This window comes from Haloferax mucosum ATCC BAA-1512, from assembly GCF_000337815.1.
Classification (GTDB): Archaea; Halobacteriota; Halobacteria; order Halobacteriales; family Haloferacaceae; genus Haloferax; species Haloferax mucosum.
This window is the reverse complement of the sequence record NZ_AOLN01000011.1, coordinates 300,597-327,452: the sequence shown is the minus strand read 5'-3', so window position 1 is coordinate 327,452 and position 26,856 is coordinate 300,597. Positions and strand designations below refer to the sequence as shown.

Annotated in this window: 29 protein-coding genes; 15 read left to right on the top strand and 14 right to left on the bottom strand. The window is 62.9% G+C overall.

The annotated features are described in order from the left end of the window. Positions 1-103: 103 nt before the first annotated feature. On the top strand, positions 104-526 hold the full coding sequence (hjc, locus tag C440_RS08470; protein WP_008319959.1) for a Holliday junction resolvase Hjc: 423 nt from the start codon (positions 104-106) through the stop codon (positions 524-526). Between the two features lie 30 nt (positions 527-556). Here hjc and C440_RS08465 read toward each other — a convergent pair whose 3' ends face one another. Further along, a complete protein-coding gene (locus C440_RS08465) occupies positions 557-1,204 on the bottom strand; it encodes an SWIM zinc finger family protein (protein ID WP_083894011.1) in 648 nt (215 codons plus the stop codon). Between the two features lie 220 nt (positions 1,205-1,424). Between C440_RS08465 and C440_RS08460 the strand changes: the two genes are divergently transcribed. Continuing rightward, positions 1,425-1,628, top strand: coding sequence for a DUF7472 family protein (locus C440_RS08460; protein ID WP_008319957.1), 204 nt, complete (start codon positions 1,425-1,427; stop codon positions 1,626-1,628). Positions 1,629-1,804: 176 nt separating this feature from the next. Here C440_RS08460 and C440_RS08455 read toward each other — a convergent pair whose 3' ends face one another. Continuing rightward, positions 1,805-2,905, bottom strand: a complete 1,101-nt coding sequence (locus tag C440_RS08455; protein ID WP_008319956.1) for a DNA primase large subunit PriL — start codon at positions 2,903-2,905, stop codon at positions 1,805-1,807. A 129-nt stretch (positions 2,906-3,034) separates the two neighbouring features. On the opposite strand from C440_RS08455, the gene C440_RS08450 reads away from it, so the two are divergent. From C440_RS08450 to C440_RS08440, 3 genes are all read left to right on the top strand, one after another. Beyond that, positions 3,035-3,628, top strand: coding sequence for a DUF7474 family protein (locus tag C440_RS08450; RefSeq protein ID WP_008319955.1), 594 nt, complete (start codon positions 3,035-3,037; stop codon positions 3,626-3,628). Positions 3,629-3,691: 63 nt separating this feature from the next. Beyond that, a complete protein-coding gene (locus C440_RS08445) occupies positions 3,692-5,038 on the top strand; it encodes an MFS transporter (protein WP_008319954.1) in 1,347 nt (448 codons plus the stop codon). A gap of 84 nt (positions 5,039-5,122) precedes the next feature. After that, entirely contained in the window at positions 5,123-6,952 is a 1,830-nt protein-coding gene (locus C440_RS08440; RefSeq protein WP_008319953.1) for a histidine kinase N-terminal 7TM domain-containing protein, read from the top strand. Positions 6,953-7,075: 123 nt separating this feature from the next. Here C440_RS08440 and C440_RS08435 read toward each other — a convergent pair whose 3' ends face one another. Next, a complete protein-coding gene (locus C440_RS08435) occupies positions 7,076-7,819 on the bottom strand; it encodes a DNA polymerase sliding clamp (protein WP_008319952.1) in 744 nt (247 codons plus the stop codon). A 24-nt stretch (positions 7,820-7,843) separates the two neighbouring features. Further along, the gene (locus tag C440_RS08430) at positions 7,844-9,592 is read right to left on the bottom strand and encodes a histidine kinase N-terminal 7TM domain-containing protein (protein WP_008319951.1); all 1,749 of its coding nucleotides are present in this window, start codon (positions 9,590-9,592) and stop codon (positions 7,844-7,846) included. Between the two features lie 201 nt (positions 9,593-9,793). Between C440_RS08430 and C440_RS08425 the strand changes: the two genes are divergently transcribed. Both C440_RS08425 and C440_RS08420 read left to right on the top strand, forming a co-directional pair. Further along, the gene (locus C440_RS08425; RefSeq protein WP_008319950.1) at positions 9,794-10,186 is read left to right on the top strand and encodes an ArsR/SmtB family transcription factor; all 393 of its coding nucleotides are present in this window, start codon (positions 9,794-9,796) and stop codon (positions 10,184-10,186) included. Next, a complete protein-coding gene (locus C440_RS08420) occupies positions 10,183-10,614 on the top strand; it encodes an arsenate-mycothiol transferase ArsC (protein ID WP_008319949.1) in 432 nt (143 codons plus the stop codon). The genes C440_RS08425 and C440_RS08420 overlap by 4 nt, the downstream gene beginning before the upstream one ends. 95 nt (positions 10,615-10,709) lie before the next feature. Here C440_RS08420 and C440_RS08415 read toward each other — a convergent pair whose 3' ends face one another. After that, positions 10,710-12,953, bottom strand: coding sequence for an amino acid permease (locus C440_RS08415; RefSeq protein WP_008319947.1), 2,244 nt, complete (start codon positions 12,951-12,953; stop codon positions 10,710-10,712). Next, positions 12,950-13,186, bottom strand: coding sequence for a hypothetical protein (locus C440_RS08410; protein ID WP_008319946.1), 237 nt, complete (start codon positions 13,184-13,186; stop codon positions 12,950-12,952). Before C440_RS08410 ends, C440_RS08415 begins: the two co-directional genes overlap by 4 nt. Before the next feature lie 374 nt (positions 13,187-13,560). Here C440_RS08410 and C440_RS08405 point away from each other — a divergent pair, with 374 nt between their 5' ends. The 3 genes from C440_RS08405 to C440_RS08395 all read left to right on the top strand — a co-directional run bounded on the left by C440_RS08405 (position 13,561) and on the right by C440_RS08395 (position 15,807). Beyond that, positions 13,561-14,340: an Lrp/AsnC family transcriptional regulator gene (locus tag C440_RS08405; RefSeq protein ID WP_008319944.1), complete on the top strand. Its 780-nt coding sequence runs from the start codon at positions 13,561-13,563 to the stop codon at positions 14,338-14,340. Between the two features lie 181 nt (positions 14,341-14,521). Further along, positions 14,522-15,295 carry a 23S rRNA (uridine(2552)-2'-O)-methyltransferase gene (locus C440_RS08400; protein WP_008319943.1) on the top strand — a complete coding sequence of 258 codons (774 nt, stop codon included), beginning with the start codon at positions 14,522-14,524 and terminating at the stop codon, positions 15,293-15,295. A gap of 110 nt (positions 15,296-15,405) precedes the next feature. Continuing rightward, a complete protein-coding gene (locus C440_RS08395) occupies positions 15,406-15,807 on the top strand; it encodes a DUF7475 family protein (RefSeq protein ID WP_008319942.1) in 402 nt (133 codons plus the stop codon). Positions 15,808-15,874: 67 nt separating this feature from the next. Here the strand turns inward: C440_RS08395 and C440_RS17740 are convergent, their stop codons facing one another. The 4 genes from C440_RS17740 to C440_RS08380 form a co-directional block, all read right to left on the bottom strand. Continuing rightward, positions 15,875-16,051 (bottom strand): hypothetical protein, encoded by a 177-nt coding sequence (locus C440_RS17740; RefSeq protein WP_008319940.1) that lies wholly within the window; start codon positions 16,049-16,051, stop codon positions 15,875-15,877. 52 nt (positions 16,052-16,103) lie between these two features. Beyond that, positions 16,104-16,823 carry a queuosine precursor transporter gene (locus tag C440_RS08390; protein WP_008319939.1) on the bottom strand — a complete coding sequence of 240 codons (720 nt, stop codon included), beginning with the start codon at positions 16,821-16,823 and terminating at the stop codon, positions 16,104-16,106. Further along, entirely contained in the window at positions 16,816-16,992 is a 177-nt protein-coding gene (locus tag C440_RS08385; RefSeq protein WP_004058458.1) for a ribbon-helix-helix domain-containing protein, read from the bottom strand. Before C440_RS08385 ends, C440_RS08390 begins: the two co-directional genes overlap by 8 nt. 91 nt (positions 16,993-17,083) lie before the next feature. After that, complete coding sequence (locus C440_RS08380; RefSeq protein ID WP_008319938.1) at positions 17,084-19,237, bottom strand: twin-arginine translocase subunit TatC; 2,154 nt, start codon at positions 19,235-19,237, stop codon at positions 17,084-17,086. A 131-nt stretch (positions 19,238-19,368) separates the two neighbouring features. Here C440_RS08380 and C440_RS08375 point away from each other — a divergent pair, with 131 nt between their 5' ends. Together C440_RS08375 and C440_RS08370 are read left to right on the top strand one after the other, a co-directional pair. After that, complete coding sequence (locus C440_RS08375) at positions 19,369-20,502, top strand: twin-arginine translocase subunit TatC (protein WP_008319937.1); 1,134 nt, start codon at positions 19,369-19,371, stop codon at positions 20,500-20,502. 157 nt (positions 20,503-20,659) lie between these two features. Continuing rightward, positions 20,660-21,016, top strand: a complete 357-nt coding sequence (locus C440_RS08370) for a hypothetical protein (protein ID WP_008319936.1) — start codon at positions 20,660-20,662, stop codon at positions 21,014-21,016. Positions 21,017-21,151: 135 nt separating this feature from the next. Here C440_RS08370 and C440_RS08365 read toward each other — a convergent pair whose 3' ends face one another. Beyond that, positions 21,152-21,664 (bottom strand): SRPBCC domain-containing protein, encoded by a 513-nt coding sequence (locus C440_RS08365; protein ID WP_008319935.1) that lies wholly within the window; start codon positions 21,662-21,664, stop codon positions 21,152-21,154. A gap of 73 nt (positions 21,665-21,737) precedes the next feature. Between C440_RS08365 and C440_RS08360 the strand changes: the two genes are divergently transcribed. Continuing rightward, positions 21,738-22,373 (top strand): histidine phosphatase family protein, encoded by a 636-nt coding sequence (locus tag C440_RS08360; protein WP_008319934.1) that lies wholly within the window; start codon positions 21,738-21,740, stop codon positions 22,371-22,373. A 9-nt stretch (positions 22,374-22,382) separates the two neighbouring features. Here C440_RS08360 and larE read toward each other — a convergent pair whose 3' ends face one another. After that, complete coding sequence (gene larE, locus C440_RS08355) at positions 22,383-23,282, bottom strand: ATP-dependent sacrificial sulfur transferase LarE (RefSeq protein WP_008319933.1); 900 nt, start codon at positions 23,280-23,282, stop codon at positions 22,383-22,385. Between the two features lie 156 nt (positions 23,283-23,438). On the opposite strand from larE, the gene C440_RS08350 reads away from it, so the two are divergent. After that, on the top strand, positions 23,439-25,430 hold the full coding sequence (locus C440_RS08350) for a MutS-related protein (RefSeq protein WP_008319932.1): 1,992 nt from the start codon (positions 23,439-23,441) through the stop codon (positions 25,428-25,430). A 9-nt stretch (positions 25,431-25,439) separates the two neighbouring features. Here C440_RS08350 and C440_RS08345 read toward each other — a convergent pair whose 3' ends face one another. Beyond that, positions 25,440-25,994, bottom strand: a complete 555-nt coding sequence (locus tag C440_RS08345) for a GNAT family N-acetyltransferase (RefSeq protein ID WP_008319930.1) — start codon at positions 25,992-25,994, stop codon at positions 25,440-25,442. An 81-nt stretch (positions 25,995-26,075) separates the two neighbouring features. On the opposite strand from C440_RS08345, the gene C440_RS08340 reads away from it, so the two are divergent. Continuing rightward, positions 26,076-26,363, top strand: a complete 288-nt coding sequence (locus C440_RS08340) for a hypothetical protein (protein WP_241432020.1) — start codon at positions 26,076-26,078, stop codon at positions 26,361-26,363. Here the strand turns inward: C440_RS08340 and C440_RS08335 are convergent. After that, entirely contained in the window at positions 26,357-26,761 is a 405-nt protein-coding gene (locus C440_RS08335) for a hypothetical protein (RefSeq protein ID WP_008319927.1), read from the bottom strand. The genes C440_RS08340 and C440_RS08335 overlap by 7 nt on opposite strands. Positions 26,762-26,856: the final 95 nt, after the last annotated feature.

Genomic DNA, 26,856 nt, shown 5'->3' with positions numbered 1-26,856 from the left:
GTAGGACGAGACAGTATATCTCATCTGGTTTGAACCGCAGTCGAACGCTCTACTGGCGGACTGCTCCGCCTATTTTATCACAGCGACTTACTGACGTACGACCATGTCTTCGAACAGAAAGGGAGACCGACGCGAGCGCGAACTCGTGAACAGACTCGACGAGGCCGGGTTCGCGGTCATGCGCGCGCCCGCCTCCGGGAGCGCGACGACGCGCGAACTCCCCGACGTGCTCGCGGGCAACGGTGAGATGTTCTACGCAATCGAGGCGAAAGCCTCCAGCGGCCGGCCGATTTATCTCGACGGCGAAGAGGTCGAAGCGCTCATCTACTTCTCGCAGAACTTCGGCGCGAAAGCCCGCATCGCCGTCAGATTCGACCGCGAGGACTGGTACTTCTTCCACCCCAGCGACCTGTATGTGACCGACGGCGGAAACTACCGCGTCAAAAAGGAGACGGCGCTCTCGGAGGGCGAAGATTTCGAGTCGTTCACCGGCGGCCCGAAGCAGACGCGCCTCGGCGACGACTAACCCGGCGAACGCCCCGTTCTCCGGGCGAGTTCAGGCGCGCGCTATCGGCTCGCCGACCGAGCGCGCGCCGACGAATCCACGCTCGACGCGACTGAGACGCGACGTTGGGAAGCGGTACGCCCGCAAGTGACCGAGGTCGGCGAGTCCGGCGTCCGCCGGAAGCGACCCGAGGTAGACGGCTTCGAACACCGGTTCGTGGTCGCCGTAGTGGGCGTTGCTCTCGTACTCTGAGACGAGCGTGCCCGTCTCGGTCGGCGTTTCGTCCGCGCGGCGTTCTATCGCTCGCGTGACGACGAGCAGGCTTCCGGTCTCCCTGTCGTGGACGAGGTCGCCGGGATGGTGCTCGTGGTCACGGCAGAGTTGCGGGCCGCGTGCGTCCATCGGGACGAACGTCTCGTCGCCGCAGACGGCGCAGGTGGCGCTTCGCCGACCTGGCGGCGGCACTTCGCCGCGGGTAATTTCGATTGCGACGCGGCGGAGGTGCTTACAGCGGGCGTGTCTGATGGCGTGGTCGGGACAAGTACAGGTTCGGGCGTCCACATCGACCACGTAAGTGCCGCCGTCGGTTTCGACGACGTACCGGCCGTCTCGGAGCGGTCGCACGGCCATCGGCTCGGTGCGGGCGCGGCGTGCGCGACCGGTCAACCCGTCCGGCGACAACGTAGTTTTTCGGCGCACCGGGCGGGGAGACGACGCGGGTGTGTGTGCGGTGTGCGTCATGATTGGTGCGGGATTCGACCTGTACCAGCGGCTGGTTGGGGTCAGTTTCCGTCACCAACAGATAGGTTCCGAAGCGACCTAAACCCTCGTTTCGCGTGGAAAATCGGCCGCGTGAGTGGCTCTCGTCGGCCATCCGCCCATCGAAGACCTTTTAGAATGGCCGCGGATACGTCGTCGCATGGCTATCGAATCGGAGATGCGTCGGAAGATTGCCGTCTCCATCGTCGCGGTCGGGGTGTTTATCACCCTCATCGTCGGCATCGGTTCGACCTACAATCAGAGCGGTCTCGTCGCCACCGGCGGACTCGCACTCGTAGGCGCTATCGCGGCATTCGTGCTCGTGATGGCAGGTATCGGCGTCTGGCTGTCTCGCTCCTCGTAACCCGTAATCTGCAGTTTACGACTCACTCCTCGCAACTCGCACTCCGCAGTTTACGACTCACTCCTCGCAACTCACAACCTGTAATCTGCAGTTTACGACTTGCAATTCGTAGCCGGTTCTCGACGATACTCCGCGCTATCTGTGCTTCTCGTCAGCCTCAGCGCTCCGCTCGCACGTCAATCCGCGCTACCGGGTGTTTCGTCGGTTGTCGCCGTCGACTCCGCGCCGCTCGTTGCCGTCTCGAAGTACTTCATCGGGTGAGAAATAGTGTCACAACGGTCGTCGCGGTTCACACAGAGGTCGTACGCCTGCATCGTCTCGCAGGTCGGCGGCGCGTACTGCGACCCGCTGGAGTCCGCGAGGACGGTCGCCCGCGTTTTCAGCGACTCGGCGCTCGCGTCGCCGACGACGCCGCCGACTTCCTCTGGACTGAGACCGACGCCGACGAGAAACGCCGCGAGTGAGAATTCGGCTTCGTTCGAGAGCGATTCGCCGTCCTGTGTGCGCGACAGAAGCGATTCGACACAGGGCGGGAAGTGGTCGGGACTGACCGTGTCCGTGTAGACGACGTTGACCGCGCCGCGGTCCGAAAGGAGGTTTCGCAGGCGTTCGACGTGGGGCTTGAGCGCGTCAGCGAGTTGGTCGCCCGCGTCGCTTCCGCGGACGGCGAACGGGAGGCCCTCGGCGACGCGGCGGCGCACGGCCTCTCTGAGGAGTTTGTAGAGTTCTTTTCTGCCAACACGAACCGCGCCATCGGCGAGCGAGCGATTGACGAGTCGCCAGTCCGCTCCCCAGTCGGTGTCGCAGTAGGTGAGGTAGGGACCGATATCGACCCAGTAGTATTCCGGAGCGCGGTGGGCGTTTTCGGTCCGCTCGGCCCGTACCGAACCAGCCAGGTCGAACTCGCGGAGCACGTCGTCGAGACTGGCGCGAGCGTCGCTGTTGATGTCATCCCCGGTCGCTTCGAAGTCGGCAACCATGTGCTCGTAGGCGGTGTCGGCCTCGGCGCGGGCGTACTTATCCACCGCCGCGGGCGTCTCGACGAGCGAGACGATAATCCGAGAAATCGGATACGAGAGGAGTTCCGACTCGGTGTCCCACGCGTAGGGGTCTTCGGCTTCGACGGTGCCCTCCATGAGGGCGCGTTCGACGCGCTCTACCCCACGCTCGACGGCCGGGGCGTCCTCGGCGACGAGCGTTGCAATCGCAACCTCGGCCGATTCGACCGCCTGTCTGGCCGCGGCGAAAAACGGGTATCGAGCGTGGAGCGGGCGCATCCGCATACCGCCACGTTCCGGGTGCCCACCGATAAACGCGACGGATTCGGCGGTGGCGCGCGTGGCGATGGCACTCGCGGCGACGACGCATCACACTACCTATTACGGATTACTCCCTCAACCTCTCACGTGCCACACTTCGACTACCCGTGTCCGGATTGCCGCTCGACGACCAGTCTCCACGATGCGGACTGCCAGTTCGAGGGAATCCCGTGGGTCGAGGTCGAACGTGCCTACATCGACCTCGTCTCGGTTCTCACCGGCGGTCCGTGCGACGAAGAGACGCTTCGCCGCGAGAGTCCCGGCGAGTGGGGACCGCTCCGGCAGGCCGCACTCGGGCGGCTCAAACGCGACGAACGGGTGTCTGAAGCCAAGTCGGGTGTTCTTCGACTCCTCACGGCTGAGGAGTTCAGAGAGGAGGTGTCCGAGCCGACCCACGAACCGATGCGGACCCTCCACCAGTACGGAAGCGTCCCCGGCTGTCACGACAACGCCGTCTTCGCCATGATTGCGTGGTACGAGATGGTTGGTCTGTCGTGGCCTGAGACGCGCGAAAACGTCGTCAATTGGCTCCGCGAGACCGGCGCGTGGGACCGTGGCGGATTCGAGGAAGCGACACCCGCCGAACTCGTCGAAAAAAAGCGCCACGTCTACGACGCGGGCTACGGATGGAAGGAAAAAGCCATCTCGGCAAAGCGCGTCATCGACCGCTACCGTTCCTGAAGTCTCAATTTCGTCGCTCCGGTCGGCGCAACGGTTAGTAACGTTTCGCCCCTTTGATGTGTCGTGAGCACTCCCGAAACTGCAACCGTCAGTGACGCCGCCGCGCCGGACGCGACGCGCGGAACCCGACGCGCTCTCGCCGTCGTCGTCGCCATCGTCTTTATCGACCTCCTCGGTTTCGGCGTCGTCATCCCGATTCTCCCGTTCTACGTCCGGGACTTCGCCGTCAGCGACGTCTTCATCGGACTGCTCGCGGCGTCGTACTCTATCATGCAGTTTCTCTTCGCACCCATCCTCGGCCGCATCTCTGACCAGCGCGGCCGTCGCCCCGTCATCATGCTCTCGCTTCTCGGAAGCGTCCTCGCGTGGACCGTCTTCGGCGTCGCGGGCGAGGTTGACGTTCTGTTCGGGACCTCTCTCGCGGTGGGGACGCTGTTCGCCTCGCGGATGCTCGCGGGCGCGATGGGTGGAAATATCGCCACCGCACAGGCGTATATCGCCGATATCACGCCGCCGGAGCGCCGTGCGGGTGCGCTCGGACTCATCGGTGCCTCGTTCAGTCTCGGATTCATCTTCGGACCGGCCATCGGCGGGTTGATGGCCTCCGACCTAGTCGTCACAGCCGCTCGGGACGTACTCCCCGCGTTCGTCCCGGTGACGCGCTTTTCGCTTCCGAGTTTCACCGCGGCGGGCTTGAGCCTCGTAAGCCTCGGCTTCGCGGGCGCGTTCCTCCGCGAACCCGACCGCAAGCGCGGTCCTGCGGCGTCGGCGACGACGCTCGTCACCCAATTCCGCGGTGCTCTCGCGGACGACGACCTCCGCGGACTCGTCGTGTCTTTCTTCGTCGTCTCGGTCGCCTTCTCTGGGATTCAGGTTATGTTCATCCCCTTCGCGGCCGATATCTACGGCTACGGCGAGACGGAGACGGCGCTGTTTCTGACCTACATCGGGATTCTCGGCACGCTGAATCAGGGCGTCGTCGTCGGGCAACTCGCTCGTCGCATCTCGGAGGCGAAACTGGCGGTCGTGGGTGCGTTGGGACTCATGCTCGCTCTCGCACTGCTCCCGTTTTCGCCCGGCATCGGGCAGTTCCTCCCGGCGGTTGGCGGCCCGACGTGGCTCACCCGCGAACTCCTCGCGCTTCTCCTCGTCGGTGCGCTGTTGTCGGTCGGTAACGGGCTGTTGAACGTCTCGCTTTCGACACTCGTCTCGACGTCAGCCTCCGACGACCAGCAGGGAAACGCCTTCGGCGTCACACAGGGTGCCGGGAGTCTCGGCCGAACGGTCGGCCCACCGACGATGGCGGCGCTCTACGTCCTCGCGTACTGGTCTCCGTTCGTCTTCGGCGCGGTACTCGTCGTCCCGGTCGTCTTCGTGCTCGCGGCGGTCGCTCGAACGCCGGGCACGTGACCCCTGATGAGACCGAACGTCCTCGCCCTCCTGCTTTTATACTGCTCCCGCAAGTGTTAGGCCGACCGAGTCAGAGGTTTATCCGTGCTTTCGGTTCTCCCTGTCTCGCCGCTCGTCGTGCTCTGTCTCGTCGCGGCGGTCGTCTCCGGCTCTATCGGCACTATCGCGTGGCGTGAGGGGACCGAACCCGGTTCGAAATCGCTGTCAGTCCTTCTGTTTTCGGCGTCGCTCTGGGCGGTCTCCTACGCGGTTGCACTCACCGAGTTTGACCTCTCGGTTCGGTTCTGGTACCAACTCCCTATCGAGGTCGCACAGGCTATCATCGCCCCGGCGTGGTTCGCGTTTTCGCTTTCGTACACCGGCCGCGGTGAACTCCTCACACGCCGCCTCATCGCCGTGCTAGCCGTGTTTCCGACGCTCACTGTCGGCGCACTCGTTGTGAACCCGACGTACGAACTCCTCTGGACGAACTACCGTCTCAACCCGGTCTTCGGCGCGGCGACAGTCAAGTTCGACCCGAAGCTCTGGTACCAAATCCACGCCGTGTACGGCTACGTCATCATCGGTACCGGTCTCGTCCTCGTCGTCGAAATGCTAGTCGAGCGATTCTCGCGGTACCGCGAGCAGGCGGTCGCGCTCGCAATCGGTTCGGTCGCTCCCACCGTCGCCCACGTCGCCCACACGTTCGGTTTCGGCCCGCTCCAAATGGTGAATTTCACGCCGGTCGCGCTGTCGGTGACGGGCGCGACGTTCGGGTACGCGCTCTATCGGTTCCAGTTGTTCGGGCTCTCGCCCGCGACTGGACGATTGGGCCGGCGGGCCGCCATCGACGACGTTGCCGTCGGCGTGCTCGTCCTCGACCGCGAGAACCGAATCGTCGATGCCAACAAGGCCGCGACGTCGCTTCTCGACCTCGATAGCGCGGTGGCGCTCGATTCGCTTTCGTCGGTCCTTCCCGGCGTCACGCTCGACGACGACCGCCAACTTGTCGATGTGACCGTCGACCGCCGCCGCCGGACGTACGAAGTCACCGTCTCGCCGGTCACAGACCAACACGGTCGGCGTCTCGGGCGCACCGTCACCGTCTCCGACGTGACGGGTCGTGTCCGCCGTCGCCAACGACTCGAAGTGCTGAATCGCGTGCTCCGGCACAATCTCCGAAACGATATGACGGTCGTCATCGGTTACGCCGACATGGTCGCCGACCACCTCCCGCCGGCCCATCGAGGCGCGGCCGACACGATTCGAACCCGCTCGAATCAGTTGCTCTCGCTCGGCGAGAAGGCGCGCACGGTCGAACGCGTCATGGCCGATATCGACAGCGGGAGCCGGTTCGACGCGGTCGAGACGGTTCGAACGGCAGTCGCGGCGATTCACGACGACTTCGACGCCGGGACCGCGACTATCGACGCGCCCGACTCGCTTTTTGTCACTGGGAGCGAACAGGCGACGAAACTACTCGTCCGCGAACTCGTCGAGAACGCCCTCGAACACGGTGGTGACGACCCGACAGTTCGCGTCTCGATTTACGACGTCGATTCGGACCTCGTCGTCTGCGTCGCGGACGACGGGCCGGGCGTCCCCGATTACGAACGGTCGGTAGTCGAAGACGGTAGCGAATCACCGCTCCAACACGGAAGCGGACTCGGCCTGTGGGCGGTCCGCTGGACGGTCGATTCGCTCGGCGGCCAACTCACGTTCGACGTGGACGACGGAACGACGGCGACCGTTCGCCTGCCGCACTGGCGTCTGCCCGAAGCCGACGGGATGGTGCCAGAGTCGGAAGAAGCGGAATCAGCGCCAGACTTGACGCTGGCGGAATCGGCGCTAGACTCGACGTCAGAAGGGAAATCGACGGGAGCAGAATCGGCGTCCGAATCGACGTCGGCGTCGTCGTCCGTCTCAGATACGTGAGCGCGCACGGCGCGTCGTCGCCGCATCTCTGGGCGCGCTCGCTCGTCGTCACTCTCAGCTAACTATTCGGAACCCGGTGAGGACACCCCGGAGAGAGAAGAGTCGAAGCGTCGTGTCGTTCGATTAGTCGCTCTGGATGCGCGGGGCGAGCATGTACGTGATGTTGCCCAGTCCTTCCGCAATCTGGTAGTGAAGTTTGACCGGGAACTCTTCGCCGAGTTCGACGGTGACTTCGGCGTCGGTCGGAATCGCCTTGTTCATGTCCTTCAGGTAGTCGAGGGAGAACAGCGAGTCGGCGTCGCCGGCCTCGATGCTGATGAGGTCTGCCGGTGGAAGCGACAGGTCAACGTCGTCGGTGTCGCCTTCGGCCTCGACGTGGAACGTCTCTTCTGTGCTATCGACGCGGAGACGGATGTGGTCGGAGACCATGTCGGCCGCCTTGATACCGCGGGCGAGGTGGGTGCCTTCGAGGACGATGTTCGCGGGCAGGTCGAGGTCCGGAATGTCCGGTTCCTGCCGAATCGAATCGGGGTCGATGAGCGCGAGCGTGTACGAGAGTCCGTCGATGCGGATGTTGAGCTTTCGCGTCTCTTCGTCGAGCGTGAGGTGAATCAGGTCGCCCGAGCCCGCCATCCCGGCGACCTCTTCGAGACGAGAGAGGTTGACGCCGATGACGCCGCCGTCAGCCTCGTAGGATTCGAACGCCGCCGCGTCGAGCGTGAGGTCCACCATGCCGACGTTCGCGGGATCGACAGCGCGGATGGAGAGACTCTCCTCGTTGAGTCGAATCTTACACTCATCGACGAGAACGCTCACAGAGTCGAGCGCATCCCGGAGCGTCGCGGCACTCACGATGGCCTTGAACATATGTGCCGTCGTACGACAGCGGTCTTAAAAATACTCCTGATTTGACCCAGCCATATCTTCTTCCCGCACGCCTCCCCGCGTGTGTGCGACAGAGCGACGAGGAATCCGAAGGCGAACGAGTGCTCCCTCATCGGTGTCGTCGAATTCGACCTCACCGCCGAGTACCATCGTTCCCCACTGGACCAACCACAGACCCACGCCGCTTCCGTGGCGCAGTTCGTCTTCGCTCTCGCTGTCAACGACGCGCCGTTCCATCTCCGGGATTCCGTCGCCGTCGTCTTCGACTTCGACGACGAGCACCTCGTGGTCCGCCGAGTCGTCGATTACTGCCCGTATCTCGACCTGCGGTACGTCTCCGTCGCTGTAGTGGACGATGGCGTTTTCGACGAGTTCGTCGAGCACCGATTTGAGTACCTGTCTGTCGGTTTTGATGTCGATGCCGGGCGAGACCGTCACTGTCACGTTGGCGTGCTCGTGACGGGCGAGAATCGTCTGTGCGGTCTCTTCTGCGACCGTCCGAACCGAGACGTCCGTGACGACCGCTTCGTCTTCCGTGAAGACCGTCTCTACGGTTCGGGCCTTCTCGCCGAGCGAGACGAGACGCGTCGCCGCTTCACGGATGCGCGCCGCAAAGGCGTGTGTGTCGTCGCTCGCCGCCGCGTCGTCTCCGATGAGGTCGGCGTAGCCGGTAACGACGTTCATCTCGTTGCGGACGTTGTGCCGGAGGACGCGATTCAACACTTCCAGCCGCTGTCGTTGGACCTCCCGAAGGGTCACGTCACGGAAGACGAACGACTCCCCGATATGCCTGCCGCGGCGGTCTTCGAACGTCGAACGGACGACGTCGTAGCGGCGGCCGTCGCTCCCAACGTAGTTTGCGTGTCCGTCTTCGTCCACCGGAAAGTCCGGGACGACTTCCTCGATAGGCGTGCCGAACACCGCGCGTCGCTCGACGTCGAAGAGCGTCGCCGCCCGTTCGTTGAGACTGAGGACGTGTCCCGTCTTGTCAACGACGACGACGCCGTCTTCGAACCCCTCGATAACCTTCTGTTCGCCGATACGGCGGTGAGAGAGGTCGATATCGAGGAACCTCGACTCGAAGAGCGCGTACGCGAAACAGAGCCCGGAGAGCCAGAGCACCATCGGGATGTAGTCGAGGTCCGCAATGGGCGCGGCGTCAGTAAAGGAGACGAAACCCGCGGCCAGCGGAATACTCGCTCCGAGGAGCATCGCGGCCGCCTGCCGTTCGTAGATGTGTTCGTAATCGCGGACGGACCGGAAGATGACGACGATACCGGCGAGAAAGACGAGATTCGTGTAGAGGAACTGGACGAATATCCACGGCGAAAAGGCGAACGTCGTAACGGCGAGACCGCTCCGAGAGACGACGGATGCGTCGGTCCATGCGGCTTGGAACAGCGGATTCGTCAAGATGGTGCCGATGGTTACGACGGGGACGACAGACAGAGCGGCGATGGCTCGTGGACGTTGCGTGAGTCGTAGACCGAGATACTCGCCGACGAAACGTGCCCACACGACGGGGAGTATCGTACTCACTACGAGACCGGCCACTGTCGCGGCCGTCGTCGTCTCTGCGGAGAACCCGAGCACGGCAACGCCGGTGAAAAATGCCCAGATACCGCTGAGAACGGTGAGGACGACGAACCACCACGTCGCCGCCGAGTCACGGTAGCGAAGGGCGGTCCCGGCGAGCAACAGTTCGACCCCCGCGGAGACGAAGTACGCCACGACGAAGAGTCCGGTCGTACTCATCTGTCGAACACACTCTCTCGTCCCTGACTCGGTCGCCGATTTCGGCTGTGAGAGCGGGTCGCCGAACGTGCGCCGTTCATACTCTCGCCGTCTAGAACGGCCGCACGTGGGTAATATCTTCTCCAGAGGAATTATAACGCGATATCTATTTTCTGCTTTCACACCCGGGATTCATATGAATAGTTGCGCAATCACTCAAATATGTCTGCTCCCACGCGGCTCCGAAACCTCATCCGAGACGAAGTCGGTTCGTGCTGTGACGCCGACGTCGAAGCGCGTTTAGCTCAGCTCACGGAACTGAAAACGGACCTTCCGGACGAATACGAAGCCGACCTCGCGGCGATGAAGGCGCTCGGAAACGACACGCGGTACCGCGTCGTTCGGTTGCTTACTGCCGCCGACGAACTCTGCGTCTGCGAGATTACGCCGCTTCTCGACGTGAGCGAGAGCGCCGTGAGCCACGCGCTCTCCGACCTCACCGACGCCGGTCTCGTCACTCGCCGGAAGGACGGCACGTGGCGATACTACCGCTCGACACCGCTCGCAGAACGGCTTCTCACCGCCCTCGACGCCGACCGAGGTGACGACGAATGAGCGACGACCCGACTCGGGTCGCGTTCGTCTGCGTCCAAAACGCCGGCCGAAGCCAGATGGCGACGGCGTTCGCCCGCCGCGAGCGTTCGACGCGCGGCGTCGGCGACGACATCGAGGTCGTAACCGGTGGGACCGACCCCGCCGACCACGTTCACGACGAAGTAGTCGAAGTGATGGGAGAACGCGGCTTCGACCTCGCGGACGAGACGCCGCGAGCTATCAGCCAAGACGACATCATGGGCGTCGATATCGTCGTCACGATGGGCTGTTCCGCGGAGGGAATCTGTCCGATGACGTGGCGCGGCGACGCCCGAGACTGGGCGCTCGACGACCCCGACGGGCAGGACCTCGACGCGGTTCGAGAGATTCGAGATGACATCGAAGCTCGGGTTTCTGCACTGTTCGACGAACTCGTCGGCGACGACTGACAGTTCGCACCCGAAGGAAGCCGACGGCGGTATTCCCCCGAGTTTTCGACGGCCACCGCCGACTAGTCTTCGAGAGCGACCTCTCGGCTCGTTGGTTAGCCGAACAGTCGCTCACGAAGCGACCGTTCCCGCGGGCGCTCGGCCAGCAACACGTCCGTGTCGAGGTCGTTGAGGACGGATAGCGTCAACGACCCGCCGACGAGTCGTGACAGCAGACCAGACTCCGTCGCTCCGACGAGGACGAGCGACTTGCCTGCCGCCGCCTCTCTGATTGCGGTCTCCACGTCACCCGTCTCGACCAGCAACTCGACCCCGTCGAGTTCGTGTTCTGCGACCCACTGTTCGAGGAATGCACGGCCGGTCGTGGCCTCGTCGGCGACGTGTAGCACCGAGATGCGGGCGTCGGTCGTCTCTTGTAACGCCCGTGCGACCTCGGCGGACAGGCCGGACGAATAGCCACCCGCGGTCGGGAGCAGTATCTCGCTCGGGTCGAACGTCTGCCCGTCGAGGACGAGCACGTCACACGGGAGGTCGTGAGTCAGTTCGTCCAGCGGGCCTTCGACACGCCCGCCAGCGATCTTTGCGCCGCTGTGGCCTATCACGAGCCTGTTGACGCCGTGTTCGCGTGCCACGTCGAACACCTCGTCGAGACCCTCGTGAGAGAGAACCGTCTTCGTGTCAACCGGCACGCCCAACTGTTCGGCGTCGGTTCGCGCGTCGGCCATGAGCTGTTTGGACGTCTGTGAGATGCGGTCGCGCTGGTCGGCGGCGGCCGCAAGGGAGGTCTGGTCCGGCACTTGAATGACGTGCGTCACGACCACTCGTCCGCCGTCGGACTTCGCAATCGCCGCCGCAAGCGTCACGAGCGCTCGCTCGGTTCGTGGGTTCGAAACGGCGACCATCGTCGTCGGCGCAGTATCGACGCGACCCGTCCCATTCGGGGCGACCGTCGCCGCCGCTTCGACGACCGTGGGTGGCAAGCCGTCGCTCCGGGAGAGGATGTACCGCCCGAGCAACCCCTGTCTATCGACGTGGTTGCGTGCATACGCGAAGTACCAGACGACGGCACCGACGATGAACAGTCCCGAGAGGAGGAGTTCCTCCCTGCCGACGTACGCCAGCAGACCAAGCGACACCGCGATACCGACGATCGGTGTGAGCGGGTAGAGCGGAACCGTAAACTCCGGGTCGTACTCCGGGTCCGTCTCCCGGAAGACGATGAGCGCCGCGTTCATAAGCGCGTAGACGACGAGATGAAGAGCTGTCGCGGCTTTCGCAAGCACCTCGATGTCCCGGCCGAGCGCCGCGATAAAGAGGATGATAACCACACCCGTGACGAGAATCGAACGGTAGGGGGTCGCGTAGTTCGGGTGGATTTTGTTGAGCCAGTTGGTGACGATTTTATCTCGGCCCATTGCGAAGTTAATCCGGGCCGACGCCAGAATCGACGCGTTCGCACTGGAAGCGGTCGCAAGCAGTGCACCCAGCGTCACGACGGTGACGGCGAGACCGGCGAGTCCGCCGGGGAACGCGACCCGCGTCGCCTGCGTCAGCGGTGCGCTCTCGTTTAGTTCCGGCCACGGCACCACGCCGAGCATGATGCTCACGAGAATCGCGTAGAGAATCGTCACGATGGTGACGCTCCCGATGACCGCCAACGGCAGATTTCGACCGGGGTTTTTCAACTCCTCGGCGACGGTCGCAATCTTCGCGTAGCCGAGAAACGAGACGAACACGAGCGCCGTCCCCGGCAGTATGGCACCGTACCCGAACGGCGCGACACCACCGTCGCCGAGGAGCGTCGCAACGTCGAACGAGAGCCAGCCCTGCACGGCAAAGAGGGTGAGAATCATCAGCAAGATGGTGACGATGACCGTCTGCACGCCGCCGGTCTCTTTGGCACCGATGTAATTCACGCCGACGAAGACGGCACCGGCGACGACCGCACCGACCTGCACCTCGTTGAGAAAGGCCACTCCGGACATTGGGATCAGTGTCGCAAGGTACTGCCCGAAGCCGATACTGTAGAACGCGGAAGCGAACGCTAACCCCATCCAGTCACCGAGACCCGCGATAGAGCCGAACAGCGGTCCGAGCGCGCGGTTGACGTAGTAATAGCCACCACCGGCTTTTGGCATGGCCGTTCCGAGCTCGGAGACCGACAACGCGTTCACCAGCGCGATGAGACCGCCGACGACGAACGAAGCGACGACGACCGGACCAGCGGCTCTGGCCGCGGCACCGGGTAAGACGAAGATACCCGCACCGATCATCGTCCCGATTCCGATGGTCAGCGCCGACAGGAGACCGAGGTCTTTTGCGAGTTCTTCGTCGCTCATCCGCCTACCTCCGTGCTGTCTGTTTTCACTCGCAACGCCGAGAACTCCCGGCCGCGATTCCGTATCGCGGTCGAGACGGCCGTGAAGCCGGTCTGGCTTGCGAGACGCATCGCTGTCTCACTCGCGGTGCCCTGAACGAGACAGACGGCGCTGTGCGAACAGAAAGCGGCCGCCGTGTGGTCGGCGCCGAACGCCGATTCGACGACTGTTCCGACGATATCTGTCTTCTTCATGGCCGCTATTCGGTTGTAGAATACTATAAACTAATGCTTTTTATTTCAAATTTGGAAATTCAGGCGGGTTTCATTTCTAATATCGAATCTACACGGCGTGAGAAGAGAAAAGAGAAAAGAGGATAACGTGGACTCGGACACCATCACCTCGACTCAGTATCGCTGGAACCTCTACTAGGGACGACAGCGTCGAATTTGGCACTGCTGGGTCATTCCCGGCCGGACAACACGTCGTGAACGCGTTTCGTGGTCTCGCTGTCGCTCGAAGTCGCTCGACGAGTCGTTCCGTATCGGACATCGGTGCCTCTCAAACAAGCGTTATATGAGTACACCGGGTATCTAACTTCGCAAATCGAAACTCGAAACCTCCAAAAATGCCATATCGAAATACCGACCACCGGCTCGACGAGATTGACCGGCGCATCCTCTATGCGCTCATGGACGATGCGCGTAACATGTCCGCCAGCACGCTCGCGGCGGAGGCCGGTGTCTCCGGAGCGACGATCCGGAACCGGATTCACAAGCTCGAAGACTCCGGAATTATCCGCGGGTCCACCACGAAGATCGACTTCGAACTGGCCGGCGGCAAGCTCACCAATCTCTATCTCTGCGACGTTCCCGTGACCGAGCGCGAGGCACTCGCTCACGAGGCACGGGAGATTCCCGGCGTCATCAACGTCCGGACACTGATGACCGGCCGTCGCAACCTTCACGCCCTCGCCGTCGGCGAGAGCACAAGCGATCTCCGGCGCATCGCGCGGCGGCTCACGGACATCGGCATCCACATCAAAGACGAAGACCTGCTCGAAGAGGAACTGTTCGCTCCCTACGGGCCATTCGACCCCGACGATGGTGGTCACGCACCCGAAGCGAACGACTTCATCAGCCTCACAGGCGACGCGAGCGTCGTCGAGGTCACCGTCCAATCCGACGCTCCTATCGCCACGCTCACGTTGGAAGCCGCGTCAGGGCAGGGTATTCTTGACGAAGAGACGCTCGTCATCGCCATCGAGCGCGACGACCGCGAACTCACCCCTCACGGAGACACGGTTATCCAACCGGACGACATCGTGACTATCCTCTCGAGAGCCGGCGAGGACGCGGACTCCCTGTCGGCGTTTCGCGGACCGCAGACGGAATCGACCCCGCGCTGACCGTATCGACCCCACACTGACCACATCGACGACGCCCACGCCACAGCGCCCGCGCTCGAACCGGATGTTTCCAGACGGTATCCGATGTGCCTTTCCGGTTCGACCACGTCACACCCGATATGAACGCGAATTCGCCGGCCGTCTCCACGCTGAACGTGTCGGACAACCGAGTGAGATAACCATGGCGCGCAAGGACCATTACTACAACAAGGCCAAACAGGAGGGCTACCGCGCTCGTTCGGCATACAAGTTGAAGCAACTCGACGAGGACGCTGGGCTGTTCGGACCCGGAAACACCGTCGTTGACCTCGGTGCCGCCCCCGGTGGGTGGCTTCAGGTCGCCTCCGAGAGGGTCGGCGACCACGGCAAGGTCGTCGGCGTCGATCTCCAGCGAATCCGAGACCTCGACCACCACAATATCGAGACGATTCGCGGCGACATGACCGAAGACGAGACGAAAGAGCGACTCACGGCCAGTATCGGCGAGGCGGGTGCCGACGCCGTCGTCTCCGACATGGCACCGAACATGACCGGCGAGTACTCGCTCGACCACGCTCGCTCTATCTACCTCGCTCGGCAGGCGTTCGAGGTCGCACAGGAACTCCTCGCCACCGGCGGCGATTTCGCCGTGAAGGTGTTCGACGGACAGGACCTCGCGGACTTCCGCGCCGACATGGAACCGGAGTTCCAGTACGTCCGGTCGATTCGACCGAAAGCCTCCCGCGACAGTTCCTCCGAGCAGTATCTCGTCGGCAAGCACTTCCTCACCGCTCCGGTCCGCGTAGGCGACGAACTCGACGTCGAAATCGTCGATGTCGGAAGCGAAGGCGACGGCATCGCCAAAGTCGAGGACTTCACCGTCTTCGTTTCTGACACGGAGGCTGGCGACACGCCGACTGTTCGCATCACCGACGTGAAGCCGCGGTTCGCCTTCGCCGAACCAATCGACGACTGAGCGCGCTGACCTCGGTAGCTCCCGCGTCATCGACGTAGAATTCCACATAAATCGTGTCTAAGTCAGGGAAAATATTATTGTTGGGTGACACGACTCTGCTAGGGAGTCTCATGTCAGCAGATACGACGACTGCCGAGTCACAATCGCTGTTCACCGGATTACCGTCGGGTATCGTTCCGTACGTCGCCATCCTCGGTGCGTTAGCGTCCGTGTACGCTCATCTCTCGCTCGCACCGGTGGTGATGGGGTTCAACCAGACGCAGGCGATTCTGTTCGTCCTCGCTGGTGTCGGCTTCCTCGCGGGTATCGCCGTCTACCTGAGCAAGTTATGGCGGCGTGAGTTCTATCTCGTCGCCATCGCGTTCGCGCTGGCGCAGATTGTCGCGTTCTTCGTCATGAACGGCCCGCTCAACGACATGGCGGTTCTCTCGAAGAGCGGCGAGGCCGTCTTCTCTATCGCGGCCGCGTACCTCTATCTGAACGAGTCGCCGAACGCCGACGCGACCATCTGAGTTCCACTCAGTATCCATTCGTCGTTGCGTCCGAGCGGTCGGGCGTTCGCCGCCACACCGTCTCTTTTCACTCGACTATCACGAGGTCGAGTCGGAGACCCGTCTGACACCCTTTCCAACCGCCGCGACAGTGTCCCGTCGCAAGGATGTCGCCGAACGACGTGTATGTCCCACAGTTCGGACAGCGGATTCCCATCTCCATGCCGTCTCGCTCGGTGAGACGGATGCGACGCTCGACAGCCATACAATGTGTGGTATGCTACCAAAAGAGATAAACCGTCCGACGGCGTCGTCTCTCAGTCTGCGACCCAACCGTCGTCTGCGGCGTCTGCTCTGCCACCGAGGAGTGCAACGGTTCCGTAGACGAACGGCGTATCGACGATTGCGATGAGGAGTTTTAGGAGGTACTGTCCGATGATGAGTCCGACGAGTACGTTCCCTTCGAGCACCTGCCCGATACCGAGCACCTTCGGTGCGACGAAGAACGCGACGCCGACGAAGATGACCGTGTCGAACGCCTGACTCGTCGCCGTCGAAGCGATATTTCGGAGCCACAGGAGCGACCCGTCGGTCGCATCCCGGATTTTGTGGAAGACGATGACGTCCCAGTTTTGACTCACGAGGTACGCAAAGAGGCTCCCGACGACGATGTTCGTTCCCGAAGAGAGCACCTCGGCGAAGTTGCCGGCGAATTCGGCGTCTGCGGCGGGTGCCGCGATGGTCCCCCAGACGAGTACGAGGAGCACGAAGTTCATTGCGAAGCCGACGTTCACCATCGTCTGCGCGGCCCGACGGCCGTAGAGTTCGGAGTAACAGTCCGACGCGAAGAACGTGAGCGCGTACGCCAGCGCCGCTCCCGGCATGAGAATCGCCGCGCCGACGAACGGCAGTTCGCCGATGAACGACGGAAGCGGAATGGCCAGCAGTTTCGATGCGGTCAGCTGTGCGGTCGTCAGCGCCGTGACGAACAGTCCGACGAGCGTGATTTGACCGACCTCCGCCCGCCCGTCACTCATCTTCGTCGAGTCGGTTGTGTCGCTCGTCGATTTCGTCGAGGATGTCCAGCGTCTTTCGAATCGACGCGCGGACCGCATCGCTCCGGTTTACGAATTTCTTGTCGTCGCCGACGTGCTCGTCGAGGTCGGTGAGCAACTCGTCGGGAATCTCGACACTTATCTTGGCCATACTCTGCGATTCTCATGAGAATACTTAACGCCTTTTCAACGGTCTCAGCGCCGATACCTCCGGTGTCACTCGATTGGTTGGTCGGAGCGGGCTATTCGAGTATCCGACGGGCGGGTGCGAGGTTCCGACGCCCGCCGAACGTGATTACGAACAGCACTCCGAGACCGACGCCGTATGCGACCATCAGCGGAATCGTCACGAGGAACATCGTCGTGATGCTCGCCGGGGTGAACACCGCCGCGAGCGCGAGGATGACGACGGTAATCTCGCGCCAGCGATTCCACATCACGTCGAACGTGATGCCCTCGCTGTTGAGAAGCACCATCAAAATCGGGACGTCGGCGAGGAGGCCGATTCCGGCCGTGGTGAAGAACACGAGCCAGAAGAAGTTGGTGATGCGGTAGGAGATAATCATGTCCGCCGCGAGCGCGTCCTCGACGAGGAACGTGATGACCGTCGGCGCGATGTGCGTATAGCCGAGGGCGAGACCACCGAAGAGACCGGCACCGAGCGCGCCGACCCACAGGAAGATGGTCGAACGGTGGCGCATGACGATGTTTCGCTCGCGGAGCGCGGGCCACGCGAAGTACGCGAGAAGCGGCAGGGTCGCAAACGCCGCCAGAATCGTCGAGAACTTCACTTCGAGGACGAGCGCCTCCATCGGATGGAGCGTGATGACGCTCCAGACCTCGTCCGGCGTCACACTGGACGGCAGGCGACCGAGGAAATTGTCGTACACGACCTTGATACCGCCGCTGTAGAGCCAGCCGAAGGTCGTTGCGAGGACGAACATGAACCAACCGATGATCCAGAACGCCCGCGAGGTAATCGAATCGACGATGAACGCGATGTCCTTGTAGTAGCCGCCGATGTCGTCTTCGTCGGTTTCGCCGCCGGTGAGTTCGTCGAAGAACGCACCGCTCGCACGGGTCGCCCGGTCTTCGAGTCCGTCCGACTCCTCGGCTTCGGCCTCGGCGGCCTCGCGGTCTGCTTCGGCCGAGTCGAAGCGGTCGATAAGCGCCTGTGCCTTTTCTCTGTCACCGTCGTCGATGGCCGCCGACGCCAGCGCCATAATCTCGTTTTCTTCGCGGTCGGCGAACGCCTCGGGCGGTGCGGCGCGGATTCCCGACGCGTCGAGCGACGAGAGGTCGAGTTTCGTCGGGTCGCCGACGCCGATTTGCGTCCGCTCTATCTCTTGGATGTCGCGGAAGACGAGGTACGCGAGACCCAAGACCAGAGCGAAGATGGTACCCCCGATGACGAACCCGCCGAGGACGGCTTCGGACCCCGGCATGAGGAAGCGGTACTCGCTCTCGGCGACGACGAGCGCCTCGTTTGCGAGTTCGACGCCGCCGTACTCGTAGAAGGCGTAGACGAGGAGTCCACCGACACCGCCGGTCCCGGCGAGAAGGTTCCACTGCTCCGTCGCGGTTGCTTTCAGCGCTATCTTCTCGCTTCCGCGCTTAGCCGTGACGACGACCCGCGCGAGGTAGAGACTGAAGGCGTACAGCGAAATGACCGGGACGGCCCACATAATCTGCGTGAACGGGTCCGGCGGGGTGAACAGCGCACCGACGGCGAAGATGCCGACGATTGCGTGCCGCCACTTGTCGCGGAAGAGTTCGTAGGGGACGATTTCGGTGTACGACAGACCGGTCACAGCCAACGGCAGTTGACTGGCAAGGCCGAACGAAACGGTGAGCAGGAAGATGAACTGCGACCACTTGACGATGGAGTATTTCGGGTCGAATCCGGCGTTGTACGCGCTCCGCGCGAGGAACTCGAAGGTAAACGGGAAGAACACGAGATAACCGTAGGCGACGCCGCCCGCGAACAACAGGAGCATCGTGAGTCCGATGAGCGCGAGTTTCCACGGCGCGACGGGCGATTTCGGCCACATGTTGCGCGCTTTCAGCGCGTCACGTGAGAAGTAGATGAACGGCGGAATTGCGAAGAGGATGCCCACGACGAGCGCGATTTTCGCCTGTAAGAGAAGCACGTCGAAGGGCGTCTGTGCGATAATATCGAGCGCACCCTCCGTCGTGGCGTCCATCTTGGCTTTGGTCACGCCCTTGAGGAACTCCCAAACGTAGAGACTGAGTGCGTAAAACGTCCCGAGGAACCCGAACAGAAAGACGATAAAGACCTTTTGGAGGTCTTTTTGCGCCGCTCGGAGCATAGCTCCCGCGGTCTCACGACCGGCGGCGAGTGTCTGTTTGGTGTCCTCGTCGAGGGCACTGGACATACGTACGTGGCGAAAGCAGTCTAGCCGTTATCAATCTTTTTCACCGCCGCTCCGTTTGCGGTCGGTTTCGGGCCGCCCGCTCGGCACGATGCGAAAAGACCTATAACAAGCCGGAAGCGTAGGTCACCTGAATGGCGGACGAGGAGCGCGACACCGGCCTCTCTGCGGTCGATGACGAGCCAGAAACCTCAGACGGCACCGAGCAGTCTTCGTCCACCGGCGGGTCCGACGACGCGTCTACGGCGGCCGACGGTCCGACAGACCACGTGACACCGCGCGACGAGACTGTCACAGACGGGTCCGTCGAGCCTGCCGAATCAACTCCTGCACCGACTGCCTCCGTCACCAGCGCGGAAGCGGGTATGCCCGACGAAACCGCTTGGGAAGACCGTGGCGGCACGTCTCCGCCGGACGGCGTCGAGGAGAATTTCGACGACGAGTTCGACGACGACCTCGACGACGGCGTTCTCGGCGGCGCACCGGAAAGCGACCAAGAGATGCCGCTCACTGCGCACATCGAAGAGATGATTCGCCGGCTGGCGGTCGTCTTCGGCGTCGCGGGCCTAATTACGCTCGTTCTCTTCCCCGGTGCGGACATCCTCAACGCGATGGTCGATATCGAGGCCAGACTCGGCATCACGATTCCGAGTGCGACCGACGTCATCAACTTCCTCTGGAACTCCCACATTCCCAACGCCGCGGACCTTTCGGACCGCCGTCCGCGACTCTACGGCCCGCTCGAACTCATCCTGACGAAACTCAAGGTCGCCGGTCTCGCCGGCACGGTCATCGGACTGCCGGTCTTCGTCTACGAGACGTACCTCTTCATGCGCCCCGGGCTGTACAAAAAAGAGCGGAAATACTACCTCGCGGCCGTTCCGACGAGCCTCGTCCTCGCACTCATCGGCGTCGCGTTCACCCACTTTATCGTCCTCCCGGCGCTCTTCGAATACCTCACACAGTACACACAAGACACCGCGACCGTCGCCTTCGGTCTCAAAGAGACCTTCAACCTCATCCTCATCCTGATGGGCTACATGGCCATCGTCTTCCAGATTCCACTGTTCATCGAGTTGGCCATCATGATGAACTTGGTCACGCGACAGTGGCTCGAAAACCGTCGCCTGCTCTTTTGGGGCGCGTTCGTCGGTCTCGCGTTCCTCGTCAGTCCCGACCCGACCGGGATGGCACCAATCATGATTGGCGCGACGATGATTGGACTCTTCGAGGGGACGCTCGCGGTCTTGCGGTGGACCGGGAACTGACCACCGCACGCGATAGAGATGGTGTCTCTCTTTTCGGCCCGTCTATCGCGCAGGCTCGCTCACCGTTTCGGTTCGTCTACCGCTCGTTCGACTCTCTCGCGGTAGCACCGTTGAGTGCCCGGAACAACTTTCATATATTGGTTGAAAATACGATATGATGGCGGACACAATCGCGTGGGTGGTGCTCGTCTTCGTCCCGTGGTTCGGCGTGAGTGTCTTAGTCGGTATCGACGCCACGAAACACAGTTCTCACAACGCCTTTCTCTGGGGATTCTCGGTTTTCGCCGGAGGGGTTCTTGGGTTGGCTCTTTATTTAAATCTCGGGAGAGACGAACCGGGATACCGCCGTGTCGATGCTGACGCCCAGTCGCGGTCCGACGCCGGTGTCGCTCCCACTCGTACAGCCCTTATCTCCTGTCCGAACTGCCACTCGCGCGAAGCGGCCGACCGCGACACGTGTCGCTTCTGCGGCGAGTCACTCGACGAGCGTGAAGCGACGAGTAAAACGAATTGACGGTCTACTCGGCTCTCTGTAGCACCGTCGCCAACCTGCCCACGACGAATCTCTCGTCGCTCGGCGGCTCGACCCACGTACGTCGGTACCTCAACCCACGTAGGTCGGCACCTCTCCCCCGCGTTCATCAGCTCCTCAACGATCTACCTCTCGTTCGTCAACCTCCTGTCCCTCCACTGCACTTCCGTTTTCGTCACGTCTTTCGGCCGCGACCACCCCTTCGACGCGCGTCTTCAGGCCCTCGTTCATGGCGACGAACCCGGCTCTCGTCTCGTCGCCCATGTACCACAGAAGCGGTCCCGAGAGCAGTCCCGTGAACGCCTCCGTGTGCTCGAATCGAGTTCGTTCGCCGCCGTCGAGCGGTTCGAGATGAAAGCGATGCTCGCCGTCGAACAGTCCCGACACGACGAGGTGGCCGACCCACGCGAGTTCGCGGTGTTTTTCGCACCGAACTACGTCCGGTTCGAAGACGGATTCACGCCCGCCGGGTGGCATGAGGTGAACGGTGAGCGTCGCGCCCTCGTTCGGCCGCCCGGCGATGCGCATAAAGGGGTTCCACTCGGGGTAGTGGTCGAAATCGACGAGTACCTCCCACACCCGCGCCGGCGGGGCGTCGATGTCGATACTCGTGGTTATCTCGTGTGTCATACGAGATAGTTCGCGCTCCAACACCGTGAATTTCGCGCGGAACGTTCATTGCGAGTGCGGAGAGACACGGGGTATGGCAACCCTCCTTCTCGCCCGACACGGCGAGACGACGTGGAACCGCGCCGGCCGCGTACAGGGGTGGGCACCCGTCTCGCTCACAGAGCGCGGACACGGACAGGCCGACGCCCTCGCGCGCCACGTCGCAGACACCTACGACATCGACCGACTCGTCTCGTCGGACATCGAACGTGCCCAAGAGACTGCACGTCCGATTGTCCGCGAATCCGGTCTCGAACCCGTCCTTGACCCGGCGTGGCGCGAACGCGACGTCGGCTCGTTTCAAGGTCTCGACTTCGACGACGTGACCGAGCGATACCCGCAGTACGCCCTCTCAGCCGTCGGGTCGCCCGCCGCCCGCGAACGCCCCCCGAGTGGTGAAAGCCTCGTGGAGGTCCGCCGACGCGTTCGAAACGCGCGGACGGGGCTCGCGGACTCGCTTTCGCCCGACGAAACCGTGTTAGTCGTCACGCACAGCGCGCCGATTCGGCTCTCGCTCGGTGAGGTCAAAGGACTCGATATCGTCGAGACGATGCTGTCACAACCGCTCGAAAATGGAAGTCTGTGCGAACTCGACGTCGAAGTCGTCGAAGGCGACGAACCGCTCGTTCACGTCGTCGCGGAAAACGAGACGCATTTTCTCACGGCGTAGCGCGCCGGCCTACTTCCGCATCGGATACTCCTGTGCGAACACGTCGTCAACGAGAAGTTCGTCGTCGTCCGCGGTCTCGTCGGGTGCCGCGTCGTCCGCGGCGGGACTGACGCTTCCGGTTCGGTACCCGTGTAAGTCGAGCGTCACGTGGTCGAACCCGGCGTCTTTCAGATGGTCGCGGGCGGCGCGAACGAAGTCGGCGTCGAGGGCGCGGTCGAGTTCGTCGGGTGCGACTTCGATGCGGGCGAGACCGTCGTGGTCGCGGACGCGGAACTGCTCGAAGCCCCACGTCCGGAGAATCGTCTCCGCGCGTTCGACCCGCGAGAGCCGTTCTTCAGTCACTTCGAGACCGGTCGGGATACGAGAGGAGAGACAGGCCATCGAGGGCTTGTCGGCGACAGAGAGGTCGTACTCGTCGGCGATGGCGCGAACCTCGTCTTTCGTGATATCGTGTGCGAGAAGCGGTGAGAGAACTTCTAACTCCTCGACTGCGCGGAGACCCGGTCGGTGTCCCTCGCCGGGGTCCGAGGCGTTGGTCCCGTCGCAGACCGTCTCGATACCGCGCTCGCGGGCGGCCTCGTACATCCGCCCGAGACGCATCGTCCGGCAGTGATAACAGCGGTCGTCGTCGTTGACGACGAAGTCCGGGTTGTCGAGTTCGGAGAATTCGACGGTCACGTGTTCGATGCCGATTTCGTCGGCGACGCGCTTTGCGTCCGACAACTCGGCTTCGGGAAGCGTCTCGCTTTTTGCGGTGCAGGCGACCGCGTTCTCGCCGAGGGCGTCGGAGGCGAGTGCGGCGACCACACTGGAATCCACGCCGCCGGAGAAGGCGATGAGGACGCTCTCCCGTTCCGCGAGTGCCTCGCGTACTGCGTCAGCCTTCGCCGCGACGTCTCGCTCGCTCATGGCCCTCTTTCCCGGTGGACGGTCAAAAGCCCCTCGTCCCCGGCCCGAACGACCGGGTCGGACGGCGTGCGCCGAGCATCCAGTCGCGGCACACTGCGTCGTCCGGCAGTTTCCACCCCGCGACTTTTTGTCCTATGCCGCGATAGGTCCGGCCGAATGGACTTCGAGACCATCCCGGGCGTCGGCGAGAAGACCGCCGCGGCGCTCGCGGAACTCGACGACGCCGAACGAGCGCTCACCGACGGTGACGTGGCCGCGCTCGCGCGAGCGCCGGGACTCACCGAGGGCCGGGCGGCGGCCATCGCGCGCGGCGCGATTCGACGCGACCACGACGACCCCGGCGGGTTCCTCGCAACCGACCGCGCCTCGGAGATTTACCGCGACGCGCTCGGTCTCTTGCAGGCCCGAACCGTCACCTCGTACGCCGAAAAGCGGCTTGAGACGCTGTTTCCCACGGGGTCGAAATCGCGCATCGAGGAGGTTCGTGCGTTCGCGGGCGACGCGACCGCCCTCGACGCCGACCCGGACGTGCTCGCGGCGCTCTCTGGCGTCGAACCGCTTTCTGACCCGAACCCGCGTCGCGTCCGTGAGCGATGTATCGCCACCACCGACGCGGAGCGCTACGCCGCGGCCAAAGAGACGTTTCCCGAACTCTCCATCGAAGTCGTCGAAAACGCCCGCGATATCGGCGAACTCGCGCGGTCGTACTCGACAGTCGTCGTTCTCGACGAGTCGTTCGCCGGCATCGACGTCGAAGGCGACGTGCGGGTTCTCCCGGACGCCGCCGAGCGTACCGACGAAGTCGTTCCCGAACGCCTTCTCGCGTTTTTCGCCGAGAACCGCGAGGCGCTCGAAGCCGCGGCCGCGGTCCACGAGGCCGCCGGTATCGACCCACCGTGCGACGTGGCCGCACTCAGAGACGCTCTCGACCGCCTCGACGACGACGGAACCATCGTCGGCGACGACGAACTCGAACGCCTCTCAAACGCCGTCTCCGACCTCGACACGGCCGCCTCAACCGCTGAATCGGTCGCCAACGACCGCCTGCGAGACGTCATTCGAGAGCGCGACGTGACCATCGAGGGAACGGATTTCCTCTCGCTGGTCGAACAGGGCGCGCGGGTCGATTCGTTGCTCTCGCGGGAACTCGAAGACGAGTTCGACGAGGCGCTTTCGGCCGCCCGCGAGCACTTCGTCGAGTCGCTTTCGCTCCGCCCGAGCGAGGCCGACCTCACCGAACGAGTCTTTCCCGAAGACCCGTCGTTCCCGCTGGGTCACGACGAGGAGGCGGTCGGCCGTCTCCGAACCGAACTGAAGACCGCCCGCGACCGCCGCGCCGCGAAACTGAAAGCCGATCTCGCGTCGGACCTCGACGACCTCAGAGAACCGGTCGAGACGCTGGTCCGCGACGCGCTCGAACTCGACGTTCGACTCGCAGTCTCTCGGTTTGCCGACGACTTCGACTGTGTCTTCCCCCAATTTACCGGCCACGCGGGCGACGACGGCCCCGGAACGTTCACCATCGAGGGTGGTCGCTCGCCGCTTCTCGACGTCGATTTCGAGGACGTAGCCCCCGTCGATTACGACGTCTCCGGCGTCACACTTCTCTCGGGCGTCAACAGCGGCGGGAAGACTTCGACGCTCGACCTCGTCGGTCTCGTCGTCGTCCTCGCCCACATGGGACTGCCCGTCCCCGCCGAATCGGTCCGACTCTCGCGGTTTTCCGAACTCCACTACTACGCCAAATCGCAAGGGACGCTCGACGCCGGAGCGTTCGAGAGCACGCTCCGCGATTTCGCCGCGCTCACCGACGGCGCGGCCGACCGCCTCGTTCTCGTAGACGAGTTAGAGAGCATCACCGAACCCGGCGCGTCGGCGAAAATCATCGCCGGTATTCTCGAAGAACTCGCCGAACAGGGCGCGGCCGCAGTGTTCGTCTCGCACCTCGCAGGCGGCATCCGCGAGGCCGCAGACGTTTCGGTCGCGGTCGATGGAATCGAGGCTGTCGGACTCGAAGACGGTGAACTCGTGGTGAATCGCTCGCCCGTCAAAGACCACCTCGCGCGCTCGACACCCGAATTGATAGTCGAGAAACTGGCGGGCGAGCGCGAGACGAGTTTCTACGGCCGATTGCTGGAAAAGTTCTGACCCGCGAACTCACTCGCCGCCGCGCCACTCCTCCCGAAGCAGGCCGTACCGAATCGTATCTCGGTACGCCCCATTGACGTAGATGCACTTTCGCTGGCGACCTTCCTCGACGAACCCGAGCGACTCTAAGAGACCGCGAGATGCGTCGTTGTAGTCGAACGCCGCCGCACCGATAGCGGGGGTGTCGTACGTCCGGAAGGTGTAGTCGATGGCGAGCGAGACGGATTCTCTGCCGTAGCCTTCGCCGTGGACCTCCGGAATCAACCAGTAGCCGAGTTCCGGACGCTTGAAGTGCGCGTCGGCGACGGTCACCTGTCCCAGTCGTCTGATATCGTCGTCGTCGGGTTCGACCGCGTCGGTTTCGTCGGATTCGAGACAGACGAGAAACTGGTCTGGTGCGTTTCGATCGTCGGATATCTCGTACTGTTCGCGGTTCCGAAGCGGGTTCCCGAGCGAGTACCGTAGCTCTGGGTTTGCACCCGCCCGCTGGAGAAACGGGATGTCCTCGCGTTCGGCCGTTCTGAGCGTCACCCGCTCGCCGCTCGCAGTGCGTGCACCTGGCATGGGTGGAGTGGTTGGGCGTTCACAATACGCTTTGTGTGTGGACCGCCCGGCGATTCTACCGCTCGATTTTATTACAATTCAGTGATAGTCACGCCCATATCCCCTGATTCAGACGGCACCCTCTCTCCCGAACAGCAGTACGAAATCACGTATCGGGCGGTGAAGAACGCACTCTGGCACGTACCCGGGACGAGTGTGTACCTGGTGTTTCTCATCTTCGCGGCCGCTATCGGACTGTTCACTTTTGCGTTCCCCGCGTTGGGTTCGCTCGCACAGGGCGATACCGGACTGTTCGTTCTCGCAGTCGGCCTCTTCGGTCTCTTCGTCACGGGTGTTGCGGGCTACCGAATCTACCAACTGATTCAGTAAGTGACGTACCGGCTTGTCACCTCCCACCGAACCGTCGCAATGACGCCGACGAGACCGAGAACGAGTGTAACCATCGGTACGATTGTTGTCGGGTCGGCGTAGTCGATGTTCGTCTCGAAGGCGAAGGCGTGGTAGGTACCGTCGCGCTCGACGAGTCCGGGGAGGGTCTTGGAGTCTTCGAACTGGAGGACTTCACCGTCAAGTGCGCGGTCTACTGCGTCCTGACTCGACTCGGATAACTCGCTGTACAGCGGCGGTACCGTCTCCGGCGTCTCTGCCACTTCTCCCTCGTACTGGTACGTATAGTCTCGGTCCGCGCCGAATCCGAACCCGAGCATTCCGCCGCCGAGGAGAGCGAGCGAGACGAGGAGGGCGATACGTTGTTTCTTTGTGGTCATGTATAGACGAACTGAACGAGCCTCATTAAAGCATGTACCGAGATACCGTCAGACACACCAGCACTGTGTCTCAATACCAGATGCTCGACGCATGT

What these genes read in the sequence shown, in the direction of transcription:
- C440_RS08350 (WP_008319932.1), top strand. Translation starts at nt 23,439, where the DNA reads ATGGACTTCGAGACCATCCCGGGCGTCGGCGAGAAGACCGCCGCGGCG.
- C440_RS08375 (WP_008319937.1), top strand. Translation starts at nt 19,369, where the DNA reads ATGGCGGACGAGGAGCGCGACACCGGCCTCTCTGCGGTCGATGACGAG.
- C440_RS08455 (WP_008319956.1), bottom strand. Translation starts at nt 2,905, where the DNA reads ATGCGCCCGCTCCACGCTCGATACCCGTTTTTCGCCGCGGCCAGACAG.
- C440_RS08405 (WP_008319944.1), top strand. Translation starts at nt 13,561, where the DNA reads ATGCCATATCGAAATACCGACCACCGGCTCGACGAGATTGACCGGCGC.
- C440_RS08365 (WP_008319935.1), bottom strand. Translation starts at nt 21,664, where the DNA reads ATGACACACGAGATAACCACGAGTATCGACATCGACGCCCCGCCGGCG.
- C440_RS08400 (WP_008319943.1), top strand. Translation starts at nt 14,522, where the DNA reads ATGGCGCGCAAGGACCATTACTACAACAAGGCCAAACAGGAGGGCTAC.
- C440_RS08435 (WP_008319952.1), bottom strand. Translation starts at nt 7,819, where the DNA reads ATGTTCAAGGCCATCGTGAGTGCCGCGACGCTCCGGGATGCGCTCGAC.
- C440_RS08370 (WP_008319936.1), top strand. Translation starts at nt 20,660, where the DNA reads ATGGCGGACACAATCGCGTGGGTGGTGCTCGTCTTCGTCCCGTGGTTC.
- C440_RS08390 (WP_008319939.1), bottom strand. Translation starts at nt 16,823, where the DNA reads ATGAGTGACGGGCGGGCGGAGGTCGGTCAAATCACGCTCGTCGGACTG.
- C440_RS08410 (WP_008319946.1), bottom strand. Translation starts at nt 13,186, where the DNA reads ATGAAGAAGACAGATATCGTCGGAACAGTCGTCGAATCGGCGTTCGGC.
- C440_RS08415 (WP_008319947.1), bottom strand. Translation starts at nt 12,953, where the DNA reads ATGAGCGACGAAGAACTCGCAAAAGACCTCGGTCTCCTGTCGGCGCTG.
- larE (WP_008319933.1), bottom strand. Translation starts at nt 23,282, where the DNA reads ATGAGCGAGCGAGACGTCGCGGCGAAGGCTGACGCAGTACGCGAGGCA.
- C440_RS08360 (WP_008319934.1), top strand. Translation starts at nt 21,738, where the DNA reads ATGGCAACCCTCCTTCTCGCCCGACACGGCGAGACGACGTGGAACCGC.
- C440_RS08335 (WP_008319927.1), bottom strand. Translation starts at nt 26,761, where the DNA reads ATGACCACAAAGAAACAACGTATCGCCCTCCTCGTCTCGCTCGCTCTC.
- C440_RS17740 (WP_008319940.1), bottom strand. Translation starts at nt 16,051, where the DNA reads ATGGCTGTCGAGCGTCGCATCCGTCTCACCGAGCGAGACGGCATGGAG.
- C440_RS08460 (WP_008319957.1), top strand. Translation starts at nt 1,425, where the DNA reads ATGGCTATCGAATCGGAGATGCGTCGGAAGATTGCCGTCTCCATCGTC.
- C440_RS08380 (WP_008319938.1), bottom strand. Translation starts at nt 19,237, where the DNA reads ATGTCCAGTGCCCTCGACGAGGACACCAAACAGACACTCGCCGCCGGT.
- hjc (WP_008319959.1), top strand. Translation starts at nt 104, where the DNA reads ATGTCTTCGAACAGAAAGGGAGACCGACGCGAGCGCGAACTCGTGAAC.
- C440_RS08430 (WP_008319951.1), bottom strand. Translation starts at nt 9,592, where the DNA reads ATGAGTACGACCGGACTCTTCGTCGTGGCGTACTTCGTCTCCGCGGGG.
- C440_RS08395 (WP_008319942.1), top strand. Translation starts at nt 15,406, where the DNA reads ATGTCAGCAGATACGACGACTGCCGAGTCACAATCGCTGTTCACCGGA.
- C440_RS08420 (WP_008319949.1), top strand. Translation starts at nt 10,183, where the DNA reads ATGAGCGACGACCCGACTCGGGTCGCGTTCGTCTGCGTCCAAAACGCC.
- C440_RS08425 (WP_008319950.1), top strand. Translation starts at nt 9,794, where the DNA reads ATGTCTGCTCCCACGCGGCTCCGAAACCTCATCCGAGACGAAGTCGGT.
- C440_RS08345 (WP_008319930.1), bottom strand. Translation starts at nt 25,994, where the DNA reads ATGCCAGGTGCACGCACTGCGAGCGGCGAGCGGGTGACGCTCAGAACG.
- C440_RS08385 (WP_004058458.1), bottom strand. Translation starts at nt 16,992, where the DNA reads ATGGCCAAGATAAGTGTCGAGATTCCCGACGAGTTGCTCACCGACCTC.